The following is a 24,640-nucleotide window of genomic DNA, read 5'->3' as shown; positions in this document are numbered from 1 at the left end:
CACTTGAGGCAAGGCGCGAAGGGTTGTTGATCGCCATCAAGCCGGGGCCGTTCAGGGCGCTCCTAGAATCGCCCCGGATGCCAGGCGGGAAGCCGGCGTCATCGACCGGCGCTCCGGCGCCCAGCCCCGAGGAGGAGATTTCATGAACAAAGCCCTGGTTGCCCTGCTGTTCGGCGGACTGCTGGTCCAGACGACGGCCATGGCCAGTACCGGCGAGGAACTGTTCAAGGCCAAGGCCTGCGTGGCCTGCCATGCCGTCAACAAGACACTGGTCGGCCCGGCCTTCAAGGAAGTCGCGGCGAAGTACGGCACCGACGGTGTTGCGCACATCAGCAACAGCATCGAGAAGGGCAGCAAAGGCGTGTGGGGCCCGATCCCGATGCCGGCCAACGCCGTCAGCCCGGAGGAGGCCAGGACCCTCGCCGAGTGGATCGTCACCCTCAAGTGACACCCCGCGCGGCCGGCGCGCTCAGTGCCGGCCGACGCTTCCCAGCAACTCCAGGCAATCCCCCGCCGCCAGCGGCGGGCTGATCAGGTAGCCCTGGATCTCGTCGCAGCCGTGGGCACGCAGGAAGCGCAGCTGCTCGGCCTGCTCGACGCCCTCCGCCACCACCTTCAGCTCCAGGCTGTGCGCCATGGCGATGATCGCGCGGGTGATGGCCGCGTCTTCGCCGCGCTCGGACAGGTCGCGGATGAAGGTCTGGTCGATCTTCACGTAGTCCACCGGGAAGCGCTTGAGGTAACTGAGCGAGGAATAGCCGGTGCCGAAGTCGTCGATGGCCAGTTTCACGCCCATCTCGCGCAGTTGGCGGAAGGTCGTGGTGACGCTCTCGACGTTGTCCAGCAGCTGGCTTTCGGTCAGTTCCAGCTCCAGCAGGTGCGACGGCAGGCCGGTCTCTTCCAGCACGGTGCGCACCAGGTCCACCAGGTTGCCGGTGCGCAGCTGGTGCACCGAGAGGTTCACCGAGACCCGCAGTTCATGGCCCTGGCGCTGCCAGTCGCGGGCCTGACGGCAGGCGCGGCGCAGGACGAACTCGCCGATGGCGCCGATCAGTCCGGTTTCCTCGGCCAGGCCGATGAAGTCGCTGGGCGGCACCATGCCCAGCTCCGGGTGGCGCCAGCGCACCAGCGCCTCGGCGCTGTCCAGGCGTTCGTTGGCGAGGTTCAGCTTGGGCTGGTAGTGCACGTCCAGCTGGCCTTCGTCGATGGCCTTGCGCAGCCGGGTTTCCAGCTGCAGGCGCTCCAGGGTGCAGGCCTGCAGGTTGTCGGTGAAGAACTGGAAGGTGTTGCCGCCCAGGTGCTTGGCGTGGTGCATGGCCATGTTTGCCTGGCTCATCAGCGCGGAGATTTCCCAGGCGTTCTCCGGCAGCAGGCTGATGCCCACCGAGGCGCTGATCACCAGTTCGTGGCCGCCCACGGTCATCGGCGTGCGCAGCTTGGCCAGCAGGCGGCTGGACAGGCGCGCCAGCGCGGCGAGGCTGGCGTAGGAGTCGATCAGCACGGCGAATTCGTTGCCGGACAGCCGGGCGATGGTGTCCGCCTCGGGTACCGTCTGGGTCATGCGCCGCGCCATCTGCCGCAGCAACTGGTCGGCGACTTCGTGGCCGAGGCTGTCGTTGAGGAGCTTGAAGCGGTCCAGATCGATCAGCAGCAGCGCCGCCGTGCGGCCCTCCTGGCGGGCGCGCTGGCTGGCTTCGTGCAGGCGCTCCTTGAACAGGCTGCGGTTGGCCAGCCCGGTGAGTTCGTCGTAGTGCGACAGGTAGCGCAGGCGCTCCTCGGCGTCGCGTCGGGCGGTGAGGTCGGCGAAGAAGCCGACCACATGGGTCACCTGGCCCCGGCCGTCACGCACCACGTTGAGTTGCAGCCACTGCGGGTACAGCTCGCCGTTCTTGCGGGTCTCGATCAGCTCGCCCTGCCAGGTGCCCTGGCACTCCAGCTCGGTGCGGATCGCCTGGTAGCGGCGCAGGGTCTCCGCGGAGCCCATCAGGCGGCTGACGTTGCGCCCCAGCAGCTCCTCGCGGCGATAGCCGGTGAGGCGGGTGAAGGCTTCGTTGAGGGCGAGCAGGCGGTAGCTCGGGTCGAGGATGATGATGCCTTCGCTGGCGGCCTCGAACACCGTGGCGGCCAGGCGCTGTTCTTCCTCGCGCAGCTTGCGGGCGGAGATGTCGCAGCGGGTGCCGACCATCCGCGTAACCTGCCCGGATTCGTCGCGCTCCATGGCCCGGCCCCGGTCTTCCACCCAGACCCAGTGGCCGTCGGCGTGGCGCACGCGGTATTCGATACGGTAGCCGTCGGTGCGGCCCTTGAGGTGTTCGACCAGCGCCCGGCGCAGCAGCGGTAGGTCGTCCGGGTGCAGGCGCGGGCGCAGGTCGTTGCGCACGCTCTTCACCGCGTCCTGGGTGATGCCGAAGATTTCCTCCAGGTGCGAGTGGTGCACCTCGTCGGTCAGCAGGTTCCAGTCCCACAGCCCGAGTTCGCTGGCTTCCAGCGCCAGGGCCAGGCGCGCCTCGGTGTTGCTGAGCTGCGCGCTGCCCGCCTCCACCCGCTCCTGCAGGGCGTCGCGGGCGCGGCACAGCTCGCGTTCGGCGCGGCGGCGCTGCTCGACTTCGCGCTCCAGATCGTGGTTCAGCGCCTCGGTCTGGCTGTTGGCGCGCTCCAGGTGCGCCACCAGCGCCTGGGCCTGGAAGCGCCGCAGCAGGCTGGTATGCACCAGCCGGTGAATCTGCCAGGCCACCACCAGCAAGGCCGCCAGCAGGATCACCCCGAGCACGCCCCAGCCCTGCTGCAGCGGGTTCTCGCTGAGCAGCAGGTAGGAAATCGACGGGAACAGGCAAGGCAAGGCGAAGGTCAGGAAGGCCGGCAGGCTAACCGCATAGGCCACGCTGGCCGAGAGGATGGCGGCGGCGATCAGGCCGAACACCAGGGATTGCTGGAGGAAGGCGTCCGCCGGCACCAGGGCGATGGCGGCAAAGGCCAGGGTCAGGCCGGAAGCCCCGGCGCCGAACAGGAAGGCGCGCTGCCAGTGCGGGCTGGCCTGGCGCTCGGCGCTGGCGGCGTGGAAGGCCGATACCTGGATCAGCCGCAGCACGGCCAGCAGCACCAGCGATACCAGCCAGCCGCCGAGCAGGGCGGTGGATACCCGTTCCCACAGCAGCCCGGCACAGGCCAGGCCGTTGAGCAGCATGAGCAGCGTCGGAATCCGCGACCCCTGATACAGCAGGCGGGTGCGTTCGACGGCAATTTCGTGAGCATACTGCTGGCGGATCTCGGCATGGCTCACCGGGATCGCCGAAGGCTCTACATACGCTGTCATAGGCAGTTTTTCTTGTAGGTTCTGGCCTAGGAGTCGGCGGAGCATACCCGAGGACAATCCTCCGCTGACAGCATCACAGATGGCATTTCGCCGGCTGCCTGCCCAACTTTCGTCGGGAATCCGCCGAACGGCGGGCCGGTTTGCCGGGGTTTCGGCCCCACCGGTAGAATGCCGCCCCATGAATGACGACCTCTCCCTCCTGCTCAACTCCCTCAATGACCCGCAGCGCCAGGCCGTGGCCGCGCCGCTGGGGCGCCAGCGCGTGCTCGCCGGCGCCGGGTCCGGCAAGACCCGCGTGCTGGTGCACCGCATCGCCTGGCTGATCCAGGTGGAGCGCGCCTCGCCGCACAGCATCCTGGCCGTGACCTTCACCAACAAGGCCGCCGCCGAGATGCGCGCGCGGATCGAGCAGTTGCTGGGGATCAACCCGGCGGGCATGTGGGTCGGCACCTTCCACGGCCTGGCCCACCGCCTGCTGCGCGCGCACTGGCAGGAAGCCAACCTGCCGGAGAACTTCCAGATCCTCGACAGCGACGACCAGCTGCGCCTGGTCAAGCGCGTGGTGCGCGAGCTGGGCCTCGACGAGCAACGCTGGCCGCCGCGCCAGGCGCAGTGGTTCATCAACGGGCAGAAGGACGAGGGCAACCGCCCGCAGAACATCCAGGCCAGCGGCGACCTGTACCTGTCGACCATGGTCAGCATCTACCAGGCCTACGAAGAAGCCTGCGCCCGCGCCGGCGTGGTGGACTTCGCCGAGCTGCTGCTGCGCTCGCTGGACCTCTGGCGCAACCGCCCGAGCCTGCTGGAGCACTACCAGCGGCGCTTCCGCCATATCCTGGTGGACGAGTTCCAGGACACCAACGCCGTGCAGTACGCCTGGCTGCGTTTCCTCGCCAAGGGCGGCGAGAGCCTGATGGTGGTAGGCGACGACGACCAGTCGATCTACGGCTGGCGCGGCGCGAAGATCGAGAACATCCAGCATTTCGCCGATGACTTCGCCGGCACCGAGGACATCCGCCTGGAGCAGAACTACCGCTCCACCGCGACCATCCTGAAGGCCGCCAACGCCCTGATCGCCAACAACAGCGGGCGCCTGGGCAAGGAGCTGTGGACCGACGGCGTCGACGGCGACCCGATCACCCTGTACGCCGGCTTCAACGAGCACGACGAGGCGCGCTACATCGTCGAGACCATCGAGGACGCCCTGCGCAAGGACGGCCTCAAGCGCAGCGAAATCGCCATCCTCTACCGCTCCAACGCCCAGTCCCGGGTGCTGGAAGAGGCGCTGCTGCGGGAGAAGATCCCCTACCGCATCTACGGCGGCCAGCGCTTCTTCGAGCGCGCCGAGATCAAGAACGCCCTGGCCTACCTGCGCCTGATCCGCCTGCGCGACGACGACGCCGCGCTGGAGCGGGTGATCAACGTGCCGCCGCGCGGCATCGGCGAGAAAACCGTCGAGGCGATCCGCAACGCCGCGCGCCTGAACGGCACCTCGATGTGGCGCGCGATCAACGACGTGATCGCCGCCAAGGCCGTGGCCGGCCGCGCCGCCAGTGCGCTGAACGGTTTCCTCGAAGCCGTCGACCTGCTGGCGCTGAAGGTCGAAGGCCTGCCGCTGCACCAGATGACCCAGATCGTCATCGAGCAGTCCGGCCTGATCACCTACCACAAGGAAGAGAAGGGCGAGAAAGGCCAGGCCCGGGTGGAAAACCTGGAAGAACTGGTCAGCGCCGCCCGCGCCTTCGAGACCCCGGACGACGAGGACACCCCGCCGCTGGTGGCCTTCCTCGACCACACCGCGCTGGAGTCCGGCGACACCCAGGCCGACGCCTTCGAGGACAGCGTGCAGCTGATGACGCTGCACAGCGCCAAGGGCCTGGAATTCCCGCTGGTGTTCCTGGCCGGCATGGAAGAAGGCCTGTTCCCGCACAAGATGAGCCTGGAAGAGCCCGGCCGTCTCGAAGAGGAACGCCGCCTGGCCTACGTGGGCATCACCCGCGCCATGCAGCGCCTGGTCATGACCTACGCGGAAACCCGCCGCCTGTACGGCAGCGAGACCTACAACAAGGTGTCGCGCTTCGTCCGCGAGATTCCGCCGAGCCTGATCCAGGAAGTGCGCCTGTCCAACTCGGTGAGCCGCCCGCTGTCGGGCAACCAGCGCAGCGGCAACCTGTTCAGCGGCGCCAGCGTGCCGGACACCCCGTTCAGCCTCGGCCAGTCCGTGCGCCACCCGCTGTTCGGCGACGGCGTGATCCTCAACTTCGAAGGCTCCGGCGCCCAGGCGCGGGTGCAGGTGAACTTCGACAGCGAGGGCAGCAAGTGGCTGATGATGGGTTACGCGAAGCTGGAAGCGATCTGAGGCGCTAGCAGCGAACTCACCGGGATACGTAGGAGCGGACTCCGTCCGCGATAGCTCTCAGCAAGCTCGGAACATCGCGGACAGAGTCCGCTCCTACGCCCCGTTCGGCAGCGACATCAAGGGTGATGCCCACCGCCGTTCTGCTCGAAGGTTTCGATCAGCGCCACCTGCATCCGCGAGTGCACGCGGATGAACCAGCGCCAGAACACCGCGATCACCAGCGCCGCGATCAGCGCCACCACCACCAGCAGCTCGCCCGGCGGCAGGATGCTGGAACTCAGCGCCGCCAGCAGCAGCATCATGCCGCCCAGCGACAGCAGCGGGATCAGCTCGGAAATCACCCGGCGCACCCGCGCCGTATGGCGGCCCGCGCTTTCCGCCTTCACGCCCATTTCCGCCAGCAGCATCGCCAGCGCCTTGAGCTTGCGGTAGGCGGCGATCAGGAACGGCAGCGACAGCAGCAGCGCGGCGCCCCAGACCAGCGCCTTGTGCAGCGCTTCCTGCTCGACGACATCGGCCAGCCACTGGGAAATGGTCCCGGCGAAGTAGGCCAGGCCGAAGAAGATGGCGATCACCAGGGTCAGGTTCACTCCCACCTGCAGCAGGATGCGGCGGATCATCCCGGCGAGGATCGCCTTGTCGCCACGCGGCTTGATGCTGCGCAGCCATTCGCCGTACAGGCTGAACACCCGCACCATGGGCGAGGGCAGGCTGCGCCCCAGGTACAGCGCCAGCGGGTCGGCGGAGCGGATCAGGTAGGGCGTCAGCAGCGTGGTAATGGCCGAGACGCCGACCACCACCGGATAAAGGAAGTCGCTGGTCACCCCCAGGCTCATGCCCAGCGCGGCGATGATGAAGGAGAACTCGCCGATCTGCGAAAGGCCCATGCCCACGCGCATCGAGGTGCGCCCGTCGTTGCCGGCGATGAAGGCGCCGGCGCCGCAGGACACCAGCTTGCCCAGCACCACCACCAGGGTGATCACCAGGATCGGCGCGGCGTAGTCCACCAGCACTTTCGGGTCGATGGTCAGGCCGATGGCGACGAAGAAGATCGCGCTGAACATGTCGCGCACCGGCTCCATCAGGCGTTCGATCTGCACCAGCTGGCGCGACTCGGCCATGATCGCGCCGATCAGGAAGGCGCCGAGGATCATGCTGTATTCCAGCTTCACCACCAGCAGGCAGAAGCCGAAGCACAGGCCCAGCACCGTCACCAGCAGCATCTCGTTGCTTTCGAACTTCGCCACGTAGGCCAGCAGGCGCGGCACCAGCAGGATGCCGACGACCAGCGCGACGACCATGAACAGGCTGAGCTTGCCGACCGTGGAGAACACCTGGTCGGCTTCTACCGTGCCGCTCACGGCGATGCCGGAGAACAGCGCGATGATGCCGATGCCAAGGATGTCCTCGATGATCAGCACGCCGAAGATCAGCTGGGCGAAGCGTTCGTTCTTCATCTTCAGGTCGCCCAGGACCTTGATGATGATGGTGGTGGAGGACATCGCCAGGATCGCGCCGAGGAACAGCGAATCCATGGTGTTCCAGTCGAACAGCCGGCCGATCTCGAAGCCGGCCCAGATCATCAGGGTGATTTCCAGGAAGGCGGCGATGAACGCCGTGGCGCCGACCTGGAACAGCTTGCGCAGGGAGAACTCCAGGCCCAGGCAGAACATCAGGAAGATCACCCCCAGTTCGGCGAGAGTCTTGATCGTCTCCTGGTCGTGCACCAGGGCGAAGGGCGGGGTGTGCGGGCCGATGATCACCCCGGCGATGATGTAGCCCAGCACCACCGGCTGCTTGAAGCGGTGGCAGAGGATGGTGACGAAGCCGGCGATCAGCATGATCACCGCGAGGTCCTGGATGAAGTCGATGGCATGCATGGTCGGCGGTCCTCGCGGCGTGGGGTCTGGGGATCGCGCGGCGAATGGCCTCGCTCAGCGAAGCCTAACACCCGACCCGACCGGCGGGCGGCTCTGAAAAAATCAGTAACAGACTGATTTGGAAAGGGAATCCATAGACCCCATCTAAGCGGCGAGCCCGAAAAAGACAGGGCAACAGCGCGAAACAAAATCCGACTGGTCCTCTAAGGCATTGCTCGGCAACATGACGCGCGTCGAATACCAACCAAGAGAATGACAACGATGAAGCGCTTTCTCAGCCTTGCCATGGCCTTCTGTGTCGCCGTGACGCTCAGCCTCGACGTCAACGCCGCCAAGCGTTTCGGTGGCGGCAAGAGCATGGGCTCGGCGCCGAGCCACCAGACCCGCCAGGCGCAACCTTCCGCCGCCCCGACTTCTCCCACCGCCGCCCCGGCCGCGACCGGTGCCGCCGCAGGTGCTGCCGGCGCCGCCGCCAAGAGCGGCGCTTCGCGCTGGCTCGGCCCGCTGGCCGGCCTCGCCGCCGGTGGCCTGCTCGCCTCCATGCTGATGGGCGACGGCTTCCAGGGCATGCAGTTCCTGGACATCCTGATCATCGCGCTGATCGCGTTCATCGCCTTCCGCTTCATCGCCTCCCGTCGCCGCCAGCAGCAGGGTCACCAGCCCGCCATGGCCGGTGGACATGCGCCGATGCAGCGTGAAATGCCGGCCCAGCCGTCGGTCTTCGGTGGCGCGTCCCGTCCGGTCATGGACACCCGTCCGGTGATCAACGCACCGAGCTGGTTCGATGAAACCCGCTTCGTCGGCGCCGCCCGCGAGCATTTCATGGCCCTGCAGCAGCACTGGGACGCCAACGAGATGGACAAGATCGCCGAGTTCGTCACCCCGCAGATGCTGCAGTTCCTCAAGCAGGAGCGCGCCGACCTGGGCGACGGCTACCAGTCCACCTACATCGACAACCTCGATGTGCAGCTGGAAGGCGTGGACGACAACGCCGAGAAGACCATCGCCACCCTGACCTTCAGCGGCGTGTCGAAGACCTCGCGCTTCGACCAGGGCGAGCCCTTCAGCGAAAGCTGGCGCATGGAGCGTGCCCAGGGCGAGAACCAGCCCTGGCTGGTGGCGGGCATCCGTCAGAACTGATCCTGCGCGCAACACTGGAAAAGCCCGGCCTTGCCGGGCTTTTTCGTTTTCGCTGGGAGCCACCGCCCGTCCGGCCACCGCCACGGCAGTGGCCTTGCGCGAAGTGCCGGCTACTACTGTATAAAGCGCGCCACCATCCAGACGTAGAGAGGCCCCGCCTGTGGAAGATGTGATCGAAAAACTGCGTGAAGCGAACGAACCGGTTCCCGTCCCGCTGGAATTGCCGGACGAAGAACTGCTGGTGGAGATCGAAGAAGCCCTGCTGATTGGCATTCCGTCGGAATTCCGCGAATTTCTGCTGCAGGTCAGCGACGTGGTTTATGGCCGCCTGGAGCCGGTCACGGTGACCGATCCGCAGTCCCATACCTACCTGCCGGAAGTGGCCGCCGTGGCCTGGGCCATGGGCCTGCCGCGCGAGCTGATCCCGCTCTGCGCCGATGGTGACGACTATTACGCGGTGGCCGAGGACGGCGAAGTGGTGCTCTGGGCCGACGGCGAGCTCACCGAAGAGACCTGGGACTCGGTCTGGACCTGGGCACGCGACGTATGGCTCGACACCTGATCGCGAGCTTCGGAATTTCCTGACACTTCGATGGTCTCACTGGCAACTCACCGTACCTTCGGCCCCTTTGCTGTCCAGGCCAGGCACGATGCCTTGTTGTGGAGATGCTATGAAGTTCAAAGCCCTGTTCACCAGCCTGTTGCTGCTCGGTCTCGCCGGATGCGCCGACAAGGCCGTGGTGACGCTGCAGGATGGCAGCGAAATCCTGGTGAAGGATCACTCTGATTACGACAAATACAATGACTACTACGAATTCGAGCAGCTCAATGGCGAAACGATCCTGATCAAGAAGGACAACGTCCGCTTCATCAAGACGCCTTGAATGCCGACACGGTGAGATATCGATCAGCCAGGAGCTGAGCGCAGCGCCCGCGCTCCTGGCTGATCCTGTCCGCTTTGCTGCGGGGCCTATCGCGCCCCCAGCCGTCCCCCGCTTTCCAGTTCGAGCAGATTGAGCAGGTACTGGCCGCAATAGCCCAGGTCCTGCTCGATGGCCTTGCGCGCGCCTGCGCCATCGCCGCGCTCCAGGGCGCGCAGCGCGTCTTCGTGGAAATCGTTCAGGCGCAGCGACAGGTCGGCCTCGGTGAACAGGCGGTTGAAGAACGGCCCGACCTGCAGCCAGAGCGCCTCGATCATGCGCAACAGGGTCGGGTTGCCGCAGGCGCTGTAGAGCGTGAGGTGGAACAGGCTGTTGGCGTCGAGATAGCCCTGGACGTCACGGGCGTTCAGCGCGGTTTCCATGCGCTCGGTGCATTCGCGCAGCACCTCCATGTCAGCCGGGCGCAGATGCCGGGCCGCGTCCTCCACTGCCAAGCCCTCCAGCGACTGCCGCACCTGCAGGATCTGCAGATAGCGCTCGCGGGTCATCACCGGTACCCGCAGCGAGCGCTGCGGCTCGCCTTCCAGCGCACCCTCGGCCACCAGCCGCTGCAGGGCGGCGCGCACGGGCATCGGGCTGGTGCCCCATTCTTCGGCCAGATCACGGATCTTGAGCCGCTCGCCGGGCTGGAAGCGCCCGCTCAAGAGAGCCTGGCGCAGGTCCAGGTACAGCTGTTCCTGAAGGTTGTCGGCCATCGCACATCACTCCCGGCCGGCCGGCGGCGCCGGCAGTTGGGCGAAGGTCAGGCTGCAGTTGTGCATCATCTTGCGTATCCTTTTTTTCAATCTGTGATCACAGAATTTGTTACAGGCCAGATTATCAGGCTACACATCTTCTGTATTGACATTTTTGTGATCACAAATGGAAGATGTGCGAAATAACAAACGAGGTGTGCAACATGACCGCCAGCGGAATCGCCCAACAGGCCGTTGATCTCTTCACCGCCCGTGAGCGCCAGCGCTTCCTGGAACAGAATCCCAAGTCCGTCGCCCTCGCCGAGCGTGCGCACAAGTCGCTGTACGCCGGCGTGCCGATGCACTGGATGGCCGACTGGTCCACGCCCTGCCCGCTGTTCGTCGAGCGCGCCCAGGGCGCCCGCTTCTACGACGTGGACGGCCATGACTATGTGGACTTCTGCCTGGGCGACACCGGCAGCATGTTCGGTCACTCTCCGGCGCCGATCGCCCGCGCCCTCGCCGAACAAGGCGCCCGCGGCCTGACCACCATGCTCCCCGGCGAAGACGCCGTGGTCTGCGGCGAGCTGCTCGCGGAGCGCTTCGGCCTGCCCTACTGGCAGGTGACCGCCACCGCCACCGACTCCAACCGCTACGTGCTGCGCTGGGCCCGCGCGGTGACCAAGCGCAAGACGCTGCTGGTGTTCGACGGCTGCTACCACGGCACCGTGGACGACGTGATGGTGCGCTACCGCGACGGCGAGACCGTGCACCGCTCCGGCCTGGTCGGCCAGGCCTACGACCTGACCCAGCACAGCCGCTCCATCCCCTTCAACGACGTGGAAGCACTGGAAGCCGCGCTGGCCCAGGGCGACGTCTGCGCCCTGCTGTGCGAGCCGGCGATGACCAACATCGGCATGGTCCTGCCCGATCCGGGCTTCATGCAGAAGTGCCGCGAGCTGACCCGTAAATACGGTTCGCTGCTGATCATCGACGAAACCCACACCATCTCCACCAATATCGGTGGCTGCACCAGGCTGTGGAACCTCGACCCGGACTTCTTCGTGGTCGGCAAGCCGATCGCCGGCGGCGTACCCTGCGGCATCTTCGGCTGCAGCGCGGAGATGGCCGAACGCATGGCTGCCTCGCGCAAGAGCGCCCAGGAAGACAGTCATGGCCACGGCCACAGCGGCATGGGCACCACGCTCTCGGCCAACGCCCTGGCCATGCACTGCATGCGCGCCAATCTGGAACAGGTGATGACCCAGGCGGCCTACGACCACATGCTGCCGCTGGCCAAGCGCCTGGCCGACGGCTTCCGCCGGCTGATCGCCAAGCACGAGCTGAAGTGGTCGGTGACCGAGCTGGGCGCGCGCAGCGAATTCCAGTTCTGCCCCGTCTCCCCGCGCACCGGCGCCGAGGCCGAAGCGGCCTTCCACGACGAACTGCAGATGGCCCTGCACCTATACCTGATCAACCGCGGCATCCTCATCACGCCGTTCCACAACATGACCCTGTGCTGCCCGGACACCACCGCCGCCGACGTGGATCGCCTGATCGAGACCCTCGATGCCGGCATCACCGAGCTGCTGGCGATCCCCGGCGCGCGCGAGGCCTGATCTCCAGGAACCCGTAGGAGCGGACTTCGTCCGCGATGCTTTTCGCCGCCTGCCGGCGGATCGCGGACAAAGTCCGCTCCTACAAAAAGAACAATTCGGCGCCTAGCGCCATCGAGGACCACCATGCAATTCGCCGATCGAAAGGAAGCCGAAGCCTTCCTCGCCGCCCACCCGGACGTGCGCAGCATCGAACTCTTCATCATCGATTCCAACGGCATCCCGCGCGGCAAGCTGCTGCACCGTGACGAGCTGCTGGCGATCTACGACAACGGCCGCCCGCTGCCCAGCTCGATCCTCGCGCTGACCGTGCAGGGCGAGGACGTCGAAGGCACCGGCCTGGTCTGGGAAGTCGCCGACGCCGACTGCTGGACCTATCCGCTGCCCGGCAGCCTGACCCTGCAACCCTGGCGCGCCAGCCCCACCGGGCAGTTGCAAGTGAGCATGCACCCGACCCAGGGCCTGCCGGCCACCCCGGCCGATCCGCGCCAGGCGCTGCTGCGCGTGGTCGACCGGCTGAAGGCCGACGGCTTCCACCCGGTGATGGCGGTGGAGCTGGAGTTCTACCTGCTGGACAAGCAGCGCGACGCCAACGGCCGTCCGCAGCCGGCAGTGCAAATGAACGGCATCCGCCCGGAGGCGCCGCAGGTCTATGGCGTCTACGAACTGGAACAGCTGCAGCCGTTCCTCGACGACCTCTACGCCGCGTGCGAAGCCCAGGGCCTGCCGGTGCGCACGGCAATTTCCGAATACGCGCCGGGCCAGGTCGAGCTGACCCTGGAACACCGCTTCGACGTGATGCAGGCCATCGACGAAGGCGTGCGCTACAAGCGCCTGGTGAAGGGCGTGGCGAACAAGCACGGGCTGCAGGCCTGCTTCATGGCCAAGCCGTTCGGCGACCGCGCCGGCAGCGGCATGCACCTGCACGTCAGCCTCGCCGACGAGCAGGGCAACAACCTCTATGCCAGCGAAGACATCCACGGCACCCCGCTGCTGCGCCACTCCATCGGCGGCATGATGGCGCGCCTGCTGGATTCCCTGGCAATCTTCTGCCCCAACGCCAACTCCTTCCGCCGCTTCCAGGCCAACAGCTATGCGCCGCTGGCCAAGAGCTGGGGCGTGAACAACCGCACCGTGTCGTTCCGCGTACCCGGCGGCCCGGCCAAGAGCCGGCACATCGAGCACCGCATCTGCGGCGCCGACGCCAACCCGTACCTGGCGGCGGCGGCGATCCTCGCGGCCATCCACGAAGGCATCCGCGAGCAGATCGATCCGGGTGCCCCCATCGTCGGCAACGGCTACGAGCAGGCCACCGAATTCCTCCCCACCGACTGGCTCACCGCGCTGCGCGCGCTGGAGTCCTCTACCTGGGCCCGCGAGGCGCTGGGCGAGGAATTCCTCAAGGTGTTCCTGGCGATCAAGTGGGAGGAGTACCGCCAGTTCATGGGCGAGGTCGGCGAGCAGGACTGGCGCTGGTACCTGAATCACGCGTGAATGGTCGCTCGGTGCCAGGGCTTCCCCCTCACCCCAGCCCTCTCCCTCAGGGAGAGGGGGCCGTCCGTGCCGGCTGATTGCGCAGTTTCATCCTGCACCATTCAGTCCCCTCTCCCTCCGGGAGAGGGTTAGGGTGAGGGGCCTTTGAACTTGCCGGGGACACGACCAACTCAACCCTCCCCACTGACCCACGACAGCCTTACGAAAAATTTACCCTGTCAGACTGAAGAATCTGGTCTTTTCTTGGTCTGTAATTGCACGGGGCGCAGACGCGCTTCGTGGTCACCTCGGCGCCGCCGGTACTGCCTGCCGGCCGCCGTCCTCTCTCAGGCAGGGAGAACCCGTAGACAATGAGCACTCCTGTCGTACTGATCACCGGCGCCGCCGGTGGCCTCGGAAAAGCCATCGCCAAACGTTTCGCCCAAAGCCACTGGCGCATCGCCGCCACCGATGTGGATAAAGCCGGCCTGCACGCGTTGAACGCCCAGGTGCCGCTGGATGCCACCGCCGTCGGTGACCTGCGACGCGCCGACAACTGCCACAGCCTGGTCTCCGACATCCTCGCCCGCACCGGCCGCCTCGACGCCCTGGTGAACGCCGCCGGCGTCTGGCGCGAAGGGCCGGTGGAAGACTTCAATGAGGACGACTTCGACCTGGTAATGGGCGTGAACCTCAAGGCTGCCTTCTACATGTGCCAGGCGGCGACGCCTTATCTCAAGGAGAACCACGGCTGCATCGTCAACATCTCCAGCGACTCCGGCCGCCAGGCCTATCGCGGCTCCGCGGCCTACTGCGCGAGCAAGGCGGCGCTGACCATGCTCACCCGCACCCTGGCGCTGGAACTGGCCGAGTCGGGCGTGCGGGTCAACGCCATTTCGCCCGCCGACATCGCCACGCCGATGCTCGATTACCAGGCCGAGCGCTATGGCCAGGGCAATCCGGCAGCCTACAAACTCGAACTGCTGAAAGATTATCCACAGGGCAAGGTGGCGCGCTTCATCCGCCCGGAAGAAGTCGCCGAACTGGTCTGGTACCTCTGCAAACCGGAATCCGAAGCCATCACCGGCGCGGACCTGGCCATCGACTTCGGTCTCTCCGCCGGACGCTGATCCGGCACCACCGACAACGGGCGGCCATGGCCGCCCGTTGTCGTTGCGGGGCGTTGATCGAACGACGGATACACCGCTGGCGGAGCCTCCACTGGTGCCAGGCGCCAATCGGCGGTATAGAAAAAACTGTGTCGCGAGCCCCGCCCCGGTGCGTCCAGAGTGGGTCCCTTTTCCATTGGCCACAGAGAACAGCATGGAACCCGGCAACCACCAGCTCAGCATGACCGTCCTGATGACCCCCGACATGGCCAACTTCTCCGGCAATGTCCACGGCGGCACCCTGCTCAAGTACCTCGACGAAGTCGCCTATGCCTGTGCCAGCCGCTATGCCGGCCACTACGTCGTCACCCTGTCGGTGGACCAGGTGATCTTCCGCGAGCCGATCCATGTCGGCGAACTGGTCACCTTCCTGGCCTCGGTCAACTACACCGGCCGCACCTCCATGGAAATCGGCGTGAAGGTGGTCACCGAGAACATCCGCGAGAAGTCGGTGCGCCACACCAACAGCTGCTTCTTCACCATGGTGGCGCTCGATGACGAGCGCAAAACCACCGCGGTGCCGCAGCTGGAGCCGCAGACCAAGGACGAGAAACGCCGCTTCGCCCAGGCCCAGCAGCGTCGCCAGCTGCGCCAGGAGCTGGAACAACGCTACAAGGCAATTCGCGACGAATGACAGACGATCGCGACATTTCTTGATAAGAATTGCCTGTGCCTCGAAAAAATTCTGTCGCGTCAACGGGTTACTCTTGCGCGAAAGCAATGTAGGAATTCATTCCAGCGCCTAGAGTTTTCGTACGCGGGTTTGCCCCCGTGATCCACCTTCGAGCAACCCGGGCCCACCGGCTCCGGTTGCTCCCTGCGTGCCCGGAGCCCAGACCATGCATCACACGCCCCTGCTTACCACCCTCGCCGTCGGCTTCGTGCTGGCCTTCGTCCTTGGCGCCCTGGCCAACCGCCTGCGTATTTCGCCGCTGGTGGGCTACCTGGTCGCCGGCGTGCTGGCCGGCCCCTTCACCCCCGGCTACGTCGCCGACCAGGCGCTGTCCGGCGAGATCGCCGAACTGGGCGTGATCCTGCTGATGTTCGGCGTCGGCCTGCACTTCTCGCTGAAGGACCTGCTGTCGGTCAAAGCCATCGCCATCCCCGGCGCGGTGGTGCAGATCGGCGTCGCCACCCTGCTCGGCATGGGCCTGGCCTGGATGATGGACTGGCAGTTCGGCGCCGGCCTGGTGTTCGGCCTGGCCCTGTCGGTGGCCAGTACCGTGGTGCTGCTGCGCGCCCTGGAGCAGCGCCAGCTGATCGACACCAAGCGCGGCCGCATCGCCATCGGCTGGCTGATCGTCGAGGACCTGGCGATGGTCCTCACCCTGGTGCTGCTGCCGGCGCTGGCCGGCTCCCTGGGCGGCACCTCCGACGGCAACGAAGGCAGCGTGCTGATGCCGATCCTGCTGACCCTGGGCAAGGTCGCCGCCTTCGTCGCGGTGATGATTCTCGGCGGCCGGCGCATCGTGCCCTGGGCCCTGGAGCGGGTGGCCAAGACCGGTTCGCGCGAGCTGTTCACCCTGGCCGTGCTGGCCATCGCCCTGGGCATCGCCTACGGCTCGGCGGTGATCTTCGGCGTGTCCTTCGCCCTCGGCGCCTTCTTCGCCGGGATGATCCTCAACGAATCCGAGCTGAGCCACGAGGCCGCTGAGAATTCGCTGCCGCTGCGCGACGCCTTCGCCGTGCTGTTCTTCGTCTCGGTGGGCATGCTGTTCAACCCGGCCATCCTGATCCACGAGCCGCTGCCGGTACTGGCGACCTTCCTGGTGATCGTCTTCGGCAAGTCGGTGGCGGCGTACGTCATCGTGCGGATGTTCGGCCACCCCAACAGCACCGCGCTGACCATCGCCGCGAGCCTGGCGCAGATCGGCGAGTTCTCCTTCATCCTGGTCGGCCTGGGCGTCAGCCTGCACCTGCTGCCCGAGGCGGGCCGCGACCTGGTGCTGGCCGGGGCGATCCTGTCGATCCTGGTCAACCCGCTGCTGTTCATCGCCATCGACCGCCTGCAGGCGCGCCAGGCGCAGAAGGCCGAAAGCGAGCCGGGCGTGGTGCAGGTAGAGGCCCAGGACCTGCCGCCGCCGGTGCTGGAGCATGACCATGCAATCCTCATCGGCCACGGCCGGGTCGGCGCGCTGGTGAGCGAGCGCCTGCGCCAGGACAAGGTGCCGCTGGTGGTGATCGAGGACAAGCGCGAGAAGGCCGCCGAACTGCGCGAGCACGGCCTGTGCGTGGTGGTCGGCAACGCTGCCCATCCCGAGGTGCTGGCCCAGGCCAACATCGCCTCGGCGCGCTGGCTGCTGATCGCCATTCCCAACGGTTTCGAGGCCGGGACCATCGCCAGCCACGCGCGGGCGATCAACCCGGATCTGAACATCGTCGCCCGTGCCCACTTCGATGCCGAGGTGGACTACCTGGAGCAGAACGGCGCCAATCTGGTGATCATGGGCGAGCGGGAAATCGCCCGGGGAATGGTCGAGCAGGTGGAGCGGCAGGGTGCCGAAAGGGCCGTCAGCGACGACGAGTTGCCGCAGTCGGCTTGAGCATCCCCTGCGCGGAGCGGATGCCACTTTGTAGGAGCGCGCCATGCGCGCGATCGCGGGCATGGCCCGCTCCTACAGGGAAGCGCCCCGAACGCGAATAACCGCGCTCAACTCACCCCAGCTTCACCGCCTCGAACTTCACCCGCGGATGCGCGATGCGATCCTGCGCCCGCACCAGCTCCAGCTCGTAGCTGCCGCAAACCTGGGTCTCCAGCAGCACTTCATGCACGGCGGCGGCGCAGAATTCGAAGGCGCTGCGCAGGTCGTCGCCCAGCAGCAGGCGGGCGAGGAACAGCCCGGAGGTGAGATCCCCCACCCCCACCGGCTGGCGCGGGAAAGCCAGCAGCGGACGGCGCAGGTGCCAGGTCTCGCCCGGCGTCACCAGCAGCATCTCGAAGGCGTCCGCCGGCTTGCCCGGATAGTTCAGGTGCTTCACCAGGACCGCCTTCGGGCCGCGCTCCAGCAGGCCGCGCGCCATGGCAATGCAGTCCTCCAGCGAGGTCGGCTGGCGGTCGCAGAAGCTGTCCAGCTCCAGCTGGTTCGGGCACAGGTAGTCGGCCACGGCGGCGGCTTCATTGAGCAGGAATTCACCGACTTCCGGGGCGACGATGCAGCCCTTTTCCGGATGGCCCATCACCGGGTCGCACAGGTACACCGCGCGCGGGTTCACCTCGCGGATACGGCGTACCACTTCGAGGATCGAACGCCCCTGCTCCGCGCTGCCCAGGTAACCCGACAGCACCGCATCGCAGTTGCCCAGTTCGCCGATGGCGGCGATGCCGTCGACCAGCGCGGGAATCTGCTCCGGCGGCAGCACCTGGCCGGTCCAGTGGCCATACTGAGTATGGTTGGAGAACTGTACGGTATTCAGCGGCCAGACGTTGACCCCGACGCGGCGCATGGGGAACTCGGCGGCGCTGTTGCCGGCATGGCCGAACACGACGTGGGACTGGATGGCGAGAACGTGGGGAGTGCGCGACATAACGGTGTCCTGCAACGGAATGGGGCAGTATGGGGCGCAATTCACGGGCTGTGAACATCCGCCCCTCGCCGCCCGGCGGCGGAGTGAGTAAGCTGATGCGCCGATTCCGAGGAAGTAGAAGTGGACCTGGGCAATCTTTTCGTCTTCATGCTGGTTGTCGCGGCTGCCGCCTGGTGGTGGCGCGCCCACGGCATCCGCGAGCGTGCGCTGGTCCTGGCCAAGCAGCACTGCGCGCGCGAGGGCGTGGAACTGCTCGACGAAGCCATGGCCCTGCAGCGCATCCGCTTCCGCCGGGATGGCCGCAACCATCTGCGCCTGGCCCGTGAATACGGCTTCGAATTCACCGCCACCGGGCAGGAACGTTACAACGGCACCATCCGCATGTTCGGCCACTACCTGGGCCGCATCGAGCTGGCGCCCTTCCGCATGACGCCCGAGCCGCGGGCGACCGTCGTCGCGCCGGTTGCGACCTTCAACCCGGTCGATGACGAGATCGTCGACGCGGTGTTCGACGACACCCCGCCGTCGCGCCCCAAGGCCGAAGTGGTGCGCCTGGACGAATGGCGCCGGGCGCACCAGGACAAGAAGGTCGGCGACTGAAGTACCTAGTCGCGACAGCGATATCCACGCTGCGCGAAGTCTCTGTAGCCGACCATCGCCGAGTCCTCAGACGCCTTCAGCAAGCGCCGCTCCTTGAAACTCCAGTAGTACAGGCCATCACCGGCAACCAGCGCACCGAAGTGAATGGGCACCTCACCGGACCAGCTGAGGATTCCAGCCTGGGTCAGGAGATTCTGGGTCAATAACTTGTCGGGCCTGATGCTGAACAGGGAGGTGGAGCAGTGAACGCCATGGGGCTCATCATCTGGGAAGAAGCCGGCGTCGGAGTAGAGATACTCGAACGGCCCTTTCTCCAGGTGAGTCTTCACCTCGATGAAGATGGCCAGATACGCTGTCGCCATGAAAACGGCATACACGCCTACCGCCACCGCTACCGCACGCAGCACCCTGCTCCTTCTGCTCACCGACCTTTACCTGCAACCGTTGGACATGTGGCCAGATACCACAACGTCGAGCACGGACATACAGGTGCTCCCCCGGATTATCCCGGATGTGAAAACGCTCTCATCGAGCGAGGGTAGCCCCCTGGACTAACGCCTTTACACTCTGCCAGTCGTCCTCGACCGCCGCCGTCATCGCCCGCCGTAGCAGCCGGCAACGCCCACGGTGCCACAGCGAATGCCGGCGCTTCTGGTTGCGCCGGCAGGCCTCGAACAGCCAGTCCGGATCGAAGCCTTGCCACACGCCCGCCGTCGCCCAGGCGTTGGTCCAGACCACCGGCGCCACTTCCAGGCGGTAGATCGCCTCCAGTTCCGCCACGGAAAACCCGCTGATCGCCAGGGTCTTCGCAATGGCGGCGCGATCGGATTTATCCAGCTCGGTGTCCAGCCATAGCTCGGACAGCGCCAGCCAGACGGACTCGCGGGCCGGATCGTTCATTCGTGGCCCAGCAGGAAGCGCGAAACGCGCTCCGCGCTGTCCTCGGGATACTCCTGCATGAAGCAGTGCCCGCCATCGACGCATTGCCCGCTGATCACCGGGTTGCTCGCGCACCAGCGCGCCACCGCCTTGGGCACGAAGGGATAGGTGTGTTCGCCGAACAGCACCTGGGTCGGCGTCACCACCTTGTTCAGCGACGGCCACAGGCGCTTGGGGAAGGAGCTGAAGATTTCCGCCTCGCGGCTGGGCCGGCATTTCAGTTCGACGCCGCCCTCCACCGCCTTCATCGCGTGCTCCACATAGGCCCACAGCGCGGCGTCGGTCCAGCCCTTGAAGATGCCCCGGCCGTGCAGGCTGGCGTAGGCGGCTTCACGGTCCGGCCACTGGCTGCGCCGGGCGCGCGCCTTCTGCACCATGGTGCGGCGCTGGTGCAGGCCGAGCACCTCGGAGAGCGCCATCACGCCGATCATCGCCGGGGTGAACAGCACCGGATCGAGCAGCACGGCGCGACGGAACAGCTGCGGATGACGCCCGAGGATCAGGCTGGTCAGCACGCCGCCAAAACTGTGCCCGCAGGCGTAACGCGACACGTCGCCGAACGGCCCACGCCCGGCCTCGAAGGCTTCCACCGCCATCTCGGCGTTGCGGTTCCAGCCGTGGAAGCGCCCGCCATGGTCGCTGTCGCCGTGGCCCTGGACATCGCACAGCCAGAGGTCGAAATCCTTCGCCAGCAGCTTGAGCAGCGGCTCATAGGCGCGGGTGCAGAAACCGTTGCCATGAATGAAGTGCAGCAGCGGTTTGCCGCTGGGCTCGCTGCGCCAGCCGCGCAGGGTGAAACCGGCGGACCCTTCGTGGGTCCAGGACAACAACTGCATGGATGCGTCTCCGTCGGGATGCCCGCAGTGTAGCGAGGCGGCCGGCCGCCGAACCAGTGCGACAACATGCTATCGTCGCCGTCCTATGCTCGACTTGCTTCGAAAATGCCGCTTCCCCGCCCCCTTCGCCTCGCCCTGATCAGCCTGCTCCTGCTGGCCGGCCTGCTGCTGTCGGCGTACTGGGCGGGCGAACAGGCGCGGCACCGCGCGCTGCTCGCCGAGACGGAGGCGGCCCACGAGCAGCTCGGCCTCTACGCCAATTCCCTGCACACCCTGATCGAGCGCTTCCGCAGCATTCCGGCGGTGCTCGCCCTCGACCCGGACCTGCGCAGCGCCCTGCAAGGCCCGGTGACCGGCGAGCGGCAGCACCGGCTCAACCTCAAGCTGCAACAGATCAACGCCGCGGCACGCTCCTCCACCCTGGAAGTGCTCGACCGCGACGGCCTGGCGGTGGCGGCGAGCAACTGGGACCTGCCGACCAGCTATGTCGGCCACAACTACAGCTTCCGCCCCTACTTCCGCCAGACCATCGCCCAGGGCGCCGGGCGCTTCTATGCGGTCGGCGTGACCACCGGGATTCCCGGCTACTTCCTGTCCAACGCCGTGCGCGACGACGCCGGCAACTTCCTCGGCGCCATCGTAGTCAAGCTGGAGTTCCCCGACCTGGAACGCCAGTGGAGCCAGACCCCGGACGTGGTGCTGGTGAGCGACAGCAAGGGCATCGTGTTCCTCGCCAACCACCCGCGCTGGCGCTACCGCGAGCTGCTGCCGCTGGACGCCGTGGCCCGCGCCGAACTCAGGGACACCCGCCAGTACCACCAGCACCCGCTGAGCGCCCTGTCCCACCAGACCCTCCAACGCCTGGGCGACAACGCCCGGATGACGCGGGTGGAAGGCCAGGACATCGGCGGCGACTACCTCTGGCAATCGGTCGAGCTGCCCGAGGACGACTGGACCCTGCACCTGCTGCGTGACGCCGGCAGCATCCAGAACGACGTCACCAGCGCCCGCCTCGCCGCCGCCGGCGCCTGGCTGGCGCTGGTGTTCCTGGTGCTCTGGCTGCACCAGCGGCGACGCCTCGCCCGCCTGCGCCAGCGCAACCAGGCGGAACTGGAACAACTGGTCGAGCAGCGCACCGCCGCCCTGCGCACCGCCCAGGACGGCCTGGTGCAGGCCGCCAAGCTGGCCGCGCTGGGGCAGATGTCCGCGGCGCTGGCCCACGAGATCAATCAGCCGCTCACCGCCCAGCGCATGCAGCTGGCCAGCGTGCGCCTGCTGCTCGACGCCGGCCGCCAGGACGACGCCCGCAGCGCCTTGCAGCGGGTGGATGAACTGCTGGAACGCATGGCCGCACTCACCGGCCACCTGAAGACCTTCGCCCGCAAGACCCCCGGCGGCCTGCGCGAGCGCATCGAGCTGGGCCATGTGCTGGACCAGGCGCTGCACCTGCTCGCCGTGCGCATCCGCGACGAGCGGGTGGAAGTCGTCCGGCAGCTGGACGAGCCGGCCTGGGTGCTGGGCGATGCGATCCGCCTGGAACAGGTGCTGGTCAACCTGCTGCGCAACGCCCTGGATGCGCTGGCCGGCATCGAACACCCGCAGATCACCCTGAGTCTGCGCCGCGAAGGCGATCACTGGTGCCTGGACGTCGCCGACAACGGCCCCGGCATCGACGAAGCCAACCTCGCCAGCGTCTTCGATCCCTTCTTCACCACCAAGCCGGTAGGCGAAGGATTGGGCCTGGGGCTCGCGGTATCCTACGGCATCGTCCATGAACTCGGCGGGCGCCTCGGCGCCGCCAACCAGCCCTCCGGCGGCGCGCTGTTCCACCTGAGCCTGCCCGCCGCCCCGGAAGAAATCCGAGCATGAGCCAGACCATTCTCTTCGTCGACGACGAAGCCGCCATCCGCGAAGCCGTGCAGCAGTGGCTGCAACTCTCCGGCTTCGACGTGCGCCTGTGCAGCAGCGCCGACGAGTGCCTGAAGAGCGTGGCGCGCGAACTGCCCGACGTGATCATCAGCGATGTGCGCATGCCCGGCACCGATGGCCTGGCCCTGCTCGAACGCCTGCAGCAGCAGGACCGCGACCTGCCGGTGATCATGGTCACCGGCCACGGCGACGTGCCTATGGCGGTGCAGGCGATGCGCCAGGGCGCCTACGACTTCATCGAGAAACCCTTCACCCCCGAACGCCTGCTCGACAGCCTGCGCCGCGCCCTGGAGAAACGCCGGCTGGTTCAGGAAAACCGCCAGCTGCGCGAACAGGCGGCGCTCAAGAACCAGATCGAATCGCGCCTGCTCGGCGTGTCGCGGCCGATGGAAACCCTGCGCCGGCAGATCATGGCGCTGGCCGGCACCCCGGTGAACGTGCTGATCCGTGGCGAAACCGGCAGCGGCAAGGAACTGGTCGCGCGCTGCCTGCACGACTTCGGCCCGCGCGCCGGCAAGCCCTTCGTCGCGCTGAACTGCGCGGCGATCCCCGAGCAGTTGTTCGAGAGCGAACTGTTCGGCCACGAGAGCGGCGCCTTCACCGGCGCCCAGGGCAAGCGCGTCGGCAAGCTGGAACACTCCAACGGCGGCAGCCTGTTCCTCGACGAGATCGAGAGCATGCCGCTGGCCCAGCAGGTGAAACTGCTGCGCGTGCTGCAGGAACAGCAGCTGGAGCGCCTGGGCTCGAACCAGAGCATCAAGGTCGATTTGCGGGTGATCGCCGCGACCAAGCCGGACCTGCTGGAAGAGGCCCGCGCCGGGCGCTTCCGCGAGGACCTGGTGTACCGCCTGAACGTCGCCGAACTACGCCTGCCGCCGCTGCGCGAGCGTCGCGAGGACATCCCGCTGCTGTTCGAACACTACGCGCTGCTGGCCAGCGAGAAATTCGGCCGCGAGTCGATGCCGCTGTCGGCCACCGAACTGGCTCGCCTGCTTGCCCACGACTGGCCGGGCAACGTGCGCGAACTGGCCAACGCCGCCGAGCGCCACGTGCTCGGCCTGGACCGCGACGACACGCCCATCGAGCCGGCCGGCAACGGCCTGTTCGAACGCATGGAAGCCTACGAGGCGCAGTGCATCCGCCAGGCGCTGGGCCAGTGCAAGGGCGACATCAAGGCGGTGATGGAGCTGCTCGGCCTGCCGCGCCGCACCCTCAACGAGAAGATGCAGCGCCATGGCCTGAGCCGTGGGGATTACCTGGGCGAGGACTGACGCCCCGGCAACCAGCGCGCGCCAAGACAGGTGCTGCCGGCCAACAACAGCAGCGGCCCGAGGATCGAGATCGACGCGACCAGGGGCAGGCCCGCGGAGGTCTGCATACGCATCAGCGCGTCATGGAACAACACATAGCCGAGCGCGCCGAACAGCGCCGTGCACAGCAGCCAGCCAAGGCCGACGGTCAAGCCCGCCAGCAGGACGCGGCCGGCGCCATAACGCTGCAGCCGGTTCGGCAGCCGCGCGTAGACGCACAGCAGCACCAGCGCGGCGGGAAGCATCCATGCCAGGACCTCCAGCGCAGTCCCCCAATACCCCATCCGGTTGAGCACGAAGAGACGCACCAGCCCCGACAGCAGCTTGGCGGTGAGCCCGGCGAAAGCAAGGGCAACCCCGAGCGCGACGTGCATCCGCCGGATCGGCGGCAGCGCCTCCGAGGTCTGGCGTTCAGAGCGCGAGCGGGTCGCCGCCAGAACCATCCACAGGCAGATCAGGTACAACGCCAGCTGCACCAGCACCCCGCCAATGAGCGCGACCGGTATGACGAGGAACGACTGGTCGCTGAGATCGCCCAGCCAGAAGGCGAACTCCTGTATCGGCTGGACGAGGATCTTGCTGTAGAGCTGATCGGCGACCATCTGCAACGCGAAGAACGCCACCGCGATGACCGCCAGGGGGCGGAATCGCAGGATCCCGTGCCGCTCCCGCTGGGCCTGCATGAACAGCACCACCAGGGCGCCACTGACGGCCAGCGAGGACAGCCAGGCGCCGAGTTGCCCCGGCAGTGTCTGCAACAGTCGTTCGACGGGCACACCGCTGTGCCATTGCCACAGCCTGCCCAGCACCTGCGCGCCGATGCCAAGCAGGAACAGCACGGCCACCGCGAGATAGGGTTGCCAGAGTGCCGGGACGGGATATTCCGTTTCGGCGCGCAACCCGGCCCGTGGGGGGATGAAGGGGCTTTCCTGCACG

The 24,640-nt window shown here is 66.9% G+C and carries 21 protein-coding genes; 13 read left to right on the top strand and 8 right to left on the bottom strand.

Annotation, left to right across the window (positions count from 1 at the left end; translation table 11 throughout):
* Positions 1-142: 142 nt before the first annotated feature.
* Positions 143-448, top strand: coding sequence for a c-type cytochrome (locus ACQ5BL_RS18895; RefSeq protein WP_243807466.1), 306 nt, complete (start codon positions 143-145; stop codon positions 446-448).
* Between the two features lie 21 nt (positions 449-469).
* On the opposite strand, the gene ACQ5BL_RS18890 is transcribed toward ACQ5BL_RS18895, so the two are convergent.
* Positions 470-3,313, bottom strand: coding sequence for an EAL domain-containing protein (locus ACQ5BL_RS18890; RefSeq protein ID WP_243807464.1), 2,844 nt, complete (start codon positions 3,311-3,313; stop codon positions 470-472).
* Positions 3,314-3,491: 178 nt separating this feature from the next.
* Here ACQ5BL_RS18890 and uvrD point away from each other — a divergent pair, with 178 nt between their 5' ends.
* Entirely contained in the window at positions 3,492-5,672 is a 2,181-nt protein-coding gene (gene uvrD / locus ACQ5BL_RS18885) for a DNA helicase II (protein ID WP_243807463.1), read from the top strand.
* Between the two features lie 116 nt (positions 5,673-5,788).
* On the opposite strand, the gene ACQ5BL_RS18880 is transcribed toward uvrD, so the two are convergent.
* The gene (locus tag ACQ5BL_RS18880; RefSeq protein WP_243807462.1) at positions 5,789-7,552 is read right to left on the bottom strand and encodes a cation:proton antiporter; all 1,764 of its coding nucleotides are present in this window, start codon (positions 7,550-7,552) and stop codon (positions 5,789-5,791) included.
* 261 nt (positions 7,553-7,813) lie between these two features.
* On the opposite strand from ACQ5BL_RS18880, the gene ACQ5BL_RS18875 reads away from it, so the two are divergent.
* From ACQ5BL_RS18875 to ACQ5BL_RS18865, 3 genes are all read left to right on the top strand, one after another.
* A complete protein-coding gene (locus ACQ5BL_RS18875; protein ID WP_243807461.1) occupies positions 7,814-8,692 on the top strand; it encodes a Tim44 domain-containing protein in 879 nt (292 codons plus the stop codon).
* A 160-nt stretch (positions 8,693-8,852) separates the two neighbouring features.
* Entirely contained in the window at positions 8,853-9,254 is a 402-nt protein-coding gene (locus ACQ5BL_RS18870) for an SMI1/KNR4 family protein (protein ID WP_207884961.1), read from the top strand.
* 109 nt (positions 9,255-9,363) lie between these two features.
* Positions 9,364-9,576 carry a YgdI/YgdR family lipoprotein gene (locus tag ACQ5BL_RS18865; RefSeq protein WP_015479678.1) on the top strand — a complete coding sequence of 71 codons (213 nt, stop codon included), beginning with the start codon at positions 9,364-9,366 and terminating at the stop codon, positions 9,574-9,576.
* Positions 9,577-9,662: 86 nt separating this feature from the next.
* Here ACQ5BL_RS18865 and ACQ5BL_RS18860 read toward each other — a convergent pair whose 3' ends face one another.
* Positions 9,663-10,328: a GntR family transcriptional regulator gene (locus ACQ5BL_RS18860; RefSeq protein WP_279577303.1), complete on the bottom strand. Its 666-nt coding sequence runs from the start codon at positions 10,326-10,328 to the stop codon at positions 9,663-9,665.
* Between the two features lie 203 nt (positions 10,329-10,531).
* On the opposite strand from ACQ5BL_RS18860, the gene ACQ5BL_RS18855 reads away from it, so the two are divergent.
* The 5 genes from ACQ5BL_RS18855 to ybaL all read left to right on the top strand — a co-directional run bounded on the left by ACQ5BL_RS18855 (position 10,532) and on the right by ybaL (position 17,108).
* Complete coding sequence (locus ACQ5BL_RS18855; protein WP_243807460.1) at positions 10,532-11,926, top strand: aspartate aminotransferase family protein; 1,395 nt, start codon at positions 10,532-10,534, stop codon at positions 11,924-11,926.
* A 123-nt stretch (positions 11,927-12,049) separates the two neighbouring features.
* Positions 12,050-13,417: a glutamine synthetase family protein gene (locus ACQ5BL_RS18850; protein WP_207884958.1), complete on the top strand. Its 1,368-nt coding sequence runs from the start codon at positions 12,050-12,052 to the stop codon at positions 13,415-13,417.
* Positions 13,418-13,767: 350 nt separating this feature from the next.
* On the top strand, positions 13,768-14,526 hold the full coding sequence (locus tag ACQ5BL_RS18845) for an SDR family NAD(P)-dependent oxidoreductase (protein WP_207884957.1): 759 nt from the start codon (positions 13,768-13,770) through the stop codon (positions 14,524-14,526).
* A gap of 193 nt (positions 14,527-14,719) precedes the next feature.
* Positions 14,720-15,199, top strand: coding sequence for an acyl-CoA thioesterase (locus ACQ5BL_RS18840; RefSeq protein WP_207884956.1), 480 nt, complete (start codon positions 14,720-14,722; stop codon positions 15,197-15,199).
* 205 nt (positions 15,200-15,404) lie between these two features.
* Positions 15,405-17,108 carry a YbaL family putative K(+) efflux transporter gene (gene ybaL, locus ACQ5BL_RS18835; RefSeq protein ID WP_243807459.1) on the top strand — a complete coding sequence of 568 codons (1,704 nt, stop codon included), beginning with the start codon at positions 15,405-15,407 and terminating at the stop codon, positions 17,106-17,108.
* Between the two features lie 112 nt (positions 17,109-17,220).
* Here the strand turns inward: ybaL and pdxY are convergent, their stop codons facing one another.
* A complete protein-coding gene (gene pdxY, locus ACQ5BL_RS18830) occupies positions 17,221-18,090 on the bottom strand; it encodes a pyridoxal kinase PdxY (RefSeq protein ID WP_243807458.1) in 870 nt (289 codons plus the stop codon).
* Positions 18,091-18,237: 147 nt separating this feature from the next.
* Between pdxY and ACQ5BL_RS18825 the strand changes: the two genes are divergently transcribed.
* Complete coding sequence (locus ACQ5BL_RS18825) at positions 18,238-18,690, top strand: DUF3301 domain-containing protein (protein ID WP_279577312.1); 453 nt, start codon at positions 18,238-18,240, stop codon at positions 18,688-18,690.
* A gap of 5 nt (positions 18,691-18,695) precedes the next feature.
* Here the strand turns inward: ACQ5BL_RS18825 and ACQ5BL_RS18820 are convergent, their stop codons facing one another.
* From ACQ5BL_RS18820 to ACQ5BL_RS18810, 3 genes are all read right to left on the bottom strand, one after another.
* Positions 18,696-19,097 (bottom strand): hypothetical protein, encoded by a 402-nt coding sequence (locus tag ACQ5BL_RS18820; protein ID WP_243807456.1) that lies wholly within the window; start codon positions 19,095-19,097, stop codon positions 18,696-18,698.
* Positions 19,098-19,215: 118 nt separating this feature from the next.
* Complete coding sequence (locus tag ACQ5BL_RS18815; RefSeq protein WP_243807455.1) at positions 19,216-19,590, bottom strand: DUF7079 family protein; 375 nt, start codon at positions 19,588-19,590, stop codon at positions 19,216-19,218.
* Entirely contained in the window at positions 19,587-20,465 is an 879-nt protein-coding gene (locus tag ACQ5BL_RS18810; protein ID WP_243807454.1) for an alpha/beta fold hydrolase, read from the bottom strand. Before ACQ5BL_RS18810 ends, ACQ5BL_RS18815 begins: the two co-directional genes overlap by 4 nt.
* 105 nt (positions 20,466-20,570) lie before the next feature.
* On the opposite strand from ACQ5BL_RS18810, the gene ACQ5BL_RS18805 reads away from it, so the two are divergent.
* Both ACQ5BL_RS18805 and ACQ5BL_RS18800 read left to right on the top strand, forming a co-directional pair.
* On the top strand, positions 20,571-22,334 hold the full coding sequence (locus ACQ5BL_RS18805) for a sensor histidine kinase (RefSeq protein ID WP_243807453.1): 1,764 nt from the start codon (positions 20,571-20,573) through the stop codon (positions 22,332-22,334).
* Complete coding sequence (locus ACQ5BL_RS18800) at positions 22,331-23,665, top strand: sigma-54-dependent transcriptional regulator (protein WP_243807452.1); 1,335 nt, start codon at positions 22,331-22,333, stop codon at positions 23,663-23,665. Before ACQ5BL_RS18805 ends, ACQ5BL_RS18800 begins: the two co-directional genes overlap by 4 nt.
* Here ACQ5BL_RS18800 and ACQ5BL_RS18795 read toward each other — a convergent pair.
* Positions 23,647-24,639, bottom strand: a complete 993-nt coding sequence (locus ACQ5BL_RS18795) for a hypothetical protein (RefSeq protein ID WP_243807451.1) — start codon at positions 24,637-24,639, stop codon at positions 23,647-23,649. The genes ACQ5BL_RS18800 and ACQ5BL_RS18795 overlap by 19 nt on opposite strands.
* Position 24,640: the final 1 nt, after the last annotated feature.

Origin of the sequence: Pseudomonas sp. B1-22 (genome assembly GCF_050474425.1) — a bacterium.
Lineage (GTDB): Bacteria > Pseudomonadota > Gammaproteobacteria > Pseudomonadales > Pseudomonadaceae > Pseudomonas.
The sequence above is the reverse complement of the archived record's forward strand: the minus strand, read 5'-3'. Positions and strand labels throughout refer to the sequence as shown.

What these genes read in the sequence shown, in the direction of transcription:
- ACQ5BL_RS18845 (WP_207884957.1), top strand. Translation starts at nt 13,768, where the DNA reads ATGAGCACTCCTGTCGTACTGATCACCGGCGCCGCCGGTGGCCTCGGA.
- ACQ5BL_RS18890 (WP_243807464.1), bottom strand. Translation starts at nt 3,313, where the DNA reads ATGACAGCGTATGTAGAGCCTTCGGCGATCCCGGTGAGCCATGCCGAG.
- ACQ5BL_RS18840 (WP_207884956.1), top strand. Translation starts at nt 14,720, where the DNA reads ATGGAACCCGGCAACCACCAGCTCAGCATGACCGTCCTGATGACCCCC.
- ACQ5BL_RS18860 (WP_279577303.1), bottom strand. Translation starts at nt 10,328, where the DNA reads ATGGCCGACAACCTTCAGGAACAGCTGTACCTGGACCTGCGCCAGGCT.
- ACQ5BL_RS18850 (WP_207884958.1), top strand. Translation starts at nt 12,050, where the DNA reads ATGCAATTCGCCGATCGAAAGGAAGCCGAAGCCTTCCTCGCCGCCCAC.
- ACQ5BL_RS18805 (WP_243807453.1), top strand. Translation starts at nt 20,571, where the DNA reads ATGCCGCTTCCCCGCCCCCTTCGCCTCGCCCTGATCAGCCTGCTCCTG.
- uvrD (WP_243807463.1), top strand. Translation starts at nt 3,492, where the DNA reads ATGAATGACGACCTCTCCCTCCTGCTCAACTCCCTCAATGACCCGCAG.
- ACQ5BL_RS18895 (WP_243807466.1), top strand. Translation starts at nt 143, where the DNA reads ATGAACAAAGCCCTGGTTGCCCTGCTGTTCGGCGGACTGCTGGTCCAG.
- ybaL (WP_243807459.1), top strand. Translation starts at nt 15,405, where the DNA reads ATGCATCACACGCCCCTGCTTACCACCCTCGCCGTCGGCTTCGTGCTG.
- ACQ5BL_RS18855 (WP_243807460.1), top strand. Translation starts at nt 10,532, where the DNA reads ATGACCGCCAGCGGAATCGCCCAACAGGCCGTTGATCTCTTCACCGCC.
- ACQ5BL_RS18815 (WP_243807455.1), bottom strand. Translation starts at nt 19,590, where the DNA reads ATGAACGATCCGGCCCGCGAGTCCGTCTGGCTGGCGCTGTCCGAGCTA.
- ACQ5BL_RS18810 (WP_243807454.1), bottom strand. Translation starts at nt 20,465, where the DNA reads ATGCAGTTGTTGTCCTGGACCCACGAAGGGTCCGCCGGTTTCACCCTG.
- ACQ5BL_RS18825 (WP_279577312.1), top strand. Translation starts at nt 18,238, where the DNA reads ATGCTGGTTGTCGCGGCTGCCGCCTGGTGGTGGCGCGCCCACGGCATC.
- ACQ5BL_RS18865 (WP_015479678.1), top strand. Translation starts at nt 9,364, where the DNA reads ATGAAGTTCAAAGCCCTGTTCACCAGCCTGTTGCTGCTCGGTCTCGCC.
- ACQ5BL_RS18800 (WP_243807452.1), top strand. Translation starts at nt 22,331, where the DNA reads ATGAGCCAGACCATTCTCTTCGTCGACGACGAAGCCGCCATCCGCGAA.
- pdxY (WP_243807458.1), bottom strand. Translation starts at nt 18,090, where the DNA reads ATGTCGCGCACTCCCCACGTTCTCGCCATCCAGTCCCACGTCGTGTTC.
- ACQ5BL_RS18875 (WP_243807461.1), top strand. Translation starts at nt 7,814, where the DNA reads ATGAAGCGCTTTCTCAGCCTTGCCATGGCCTTCTGTGTCGCCGTGACG.
- ACQ5BL_RS18880 (WP_243807462.1), bottom strand. Translation starts at nt 7,552, where the DNA reads ATGCATGCCATCGACTTCATCCAGGACCTCGCGGTGATCATGCTGATC.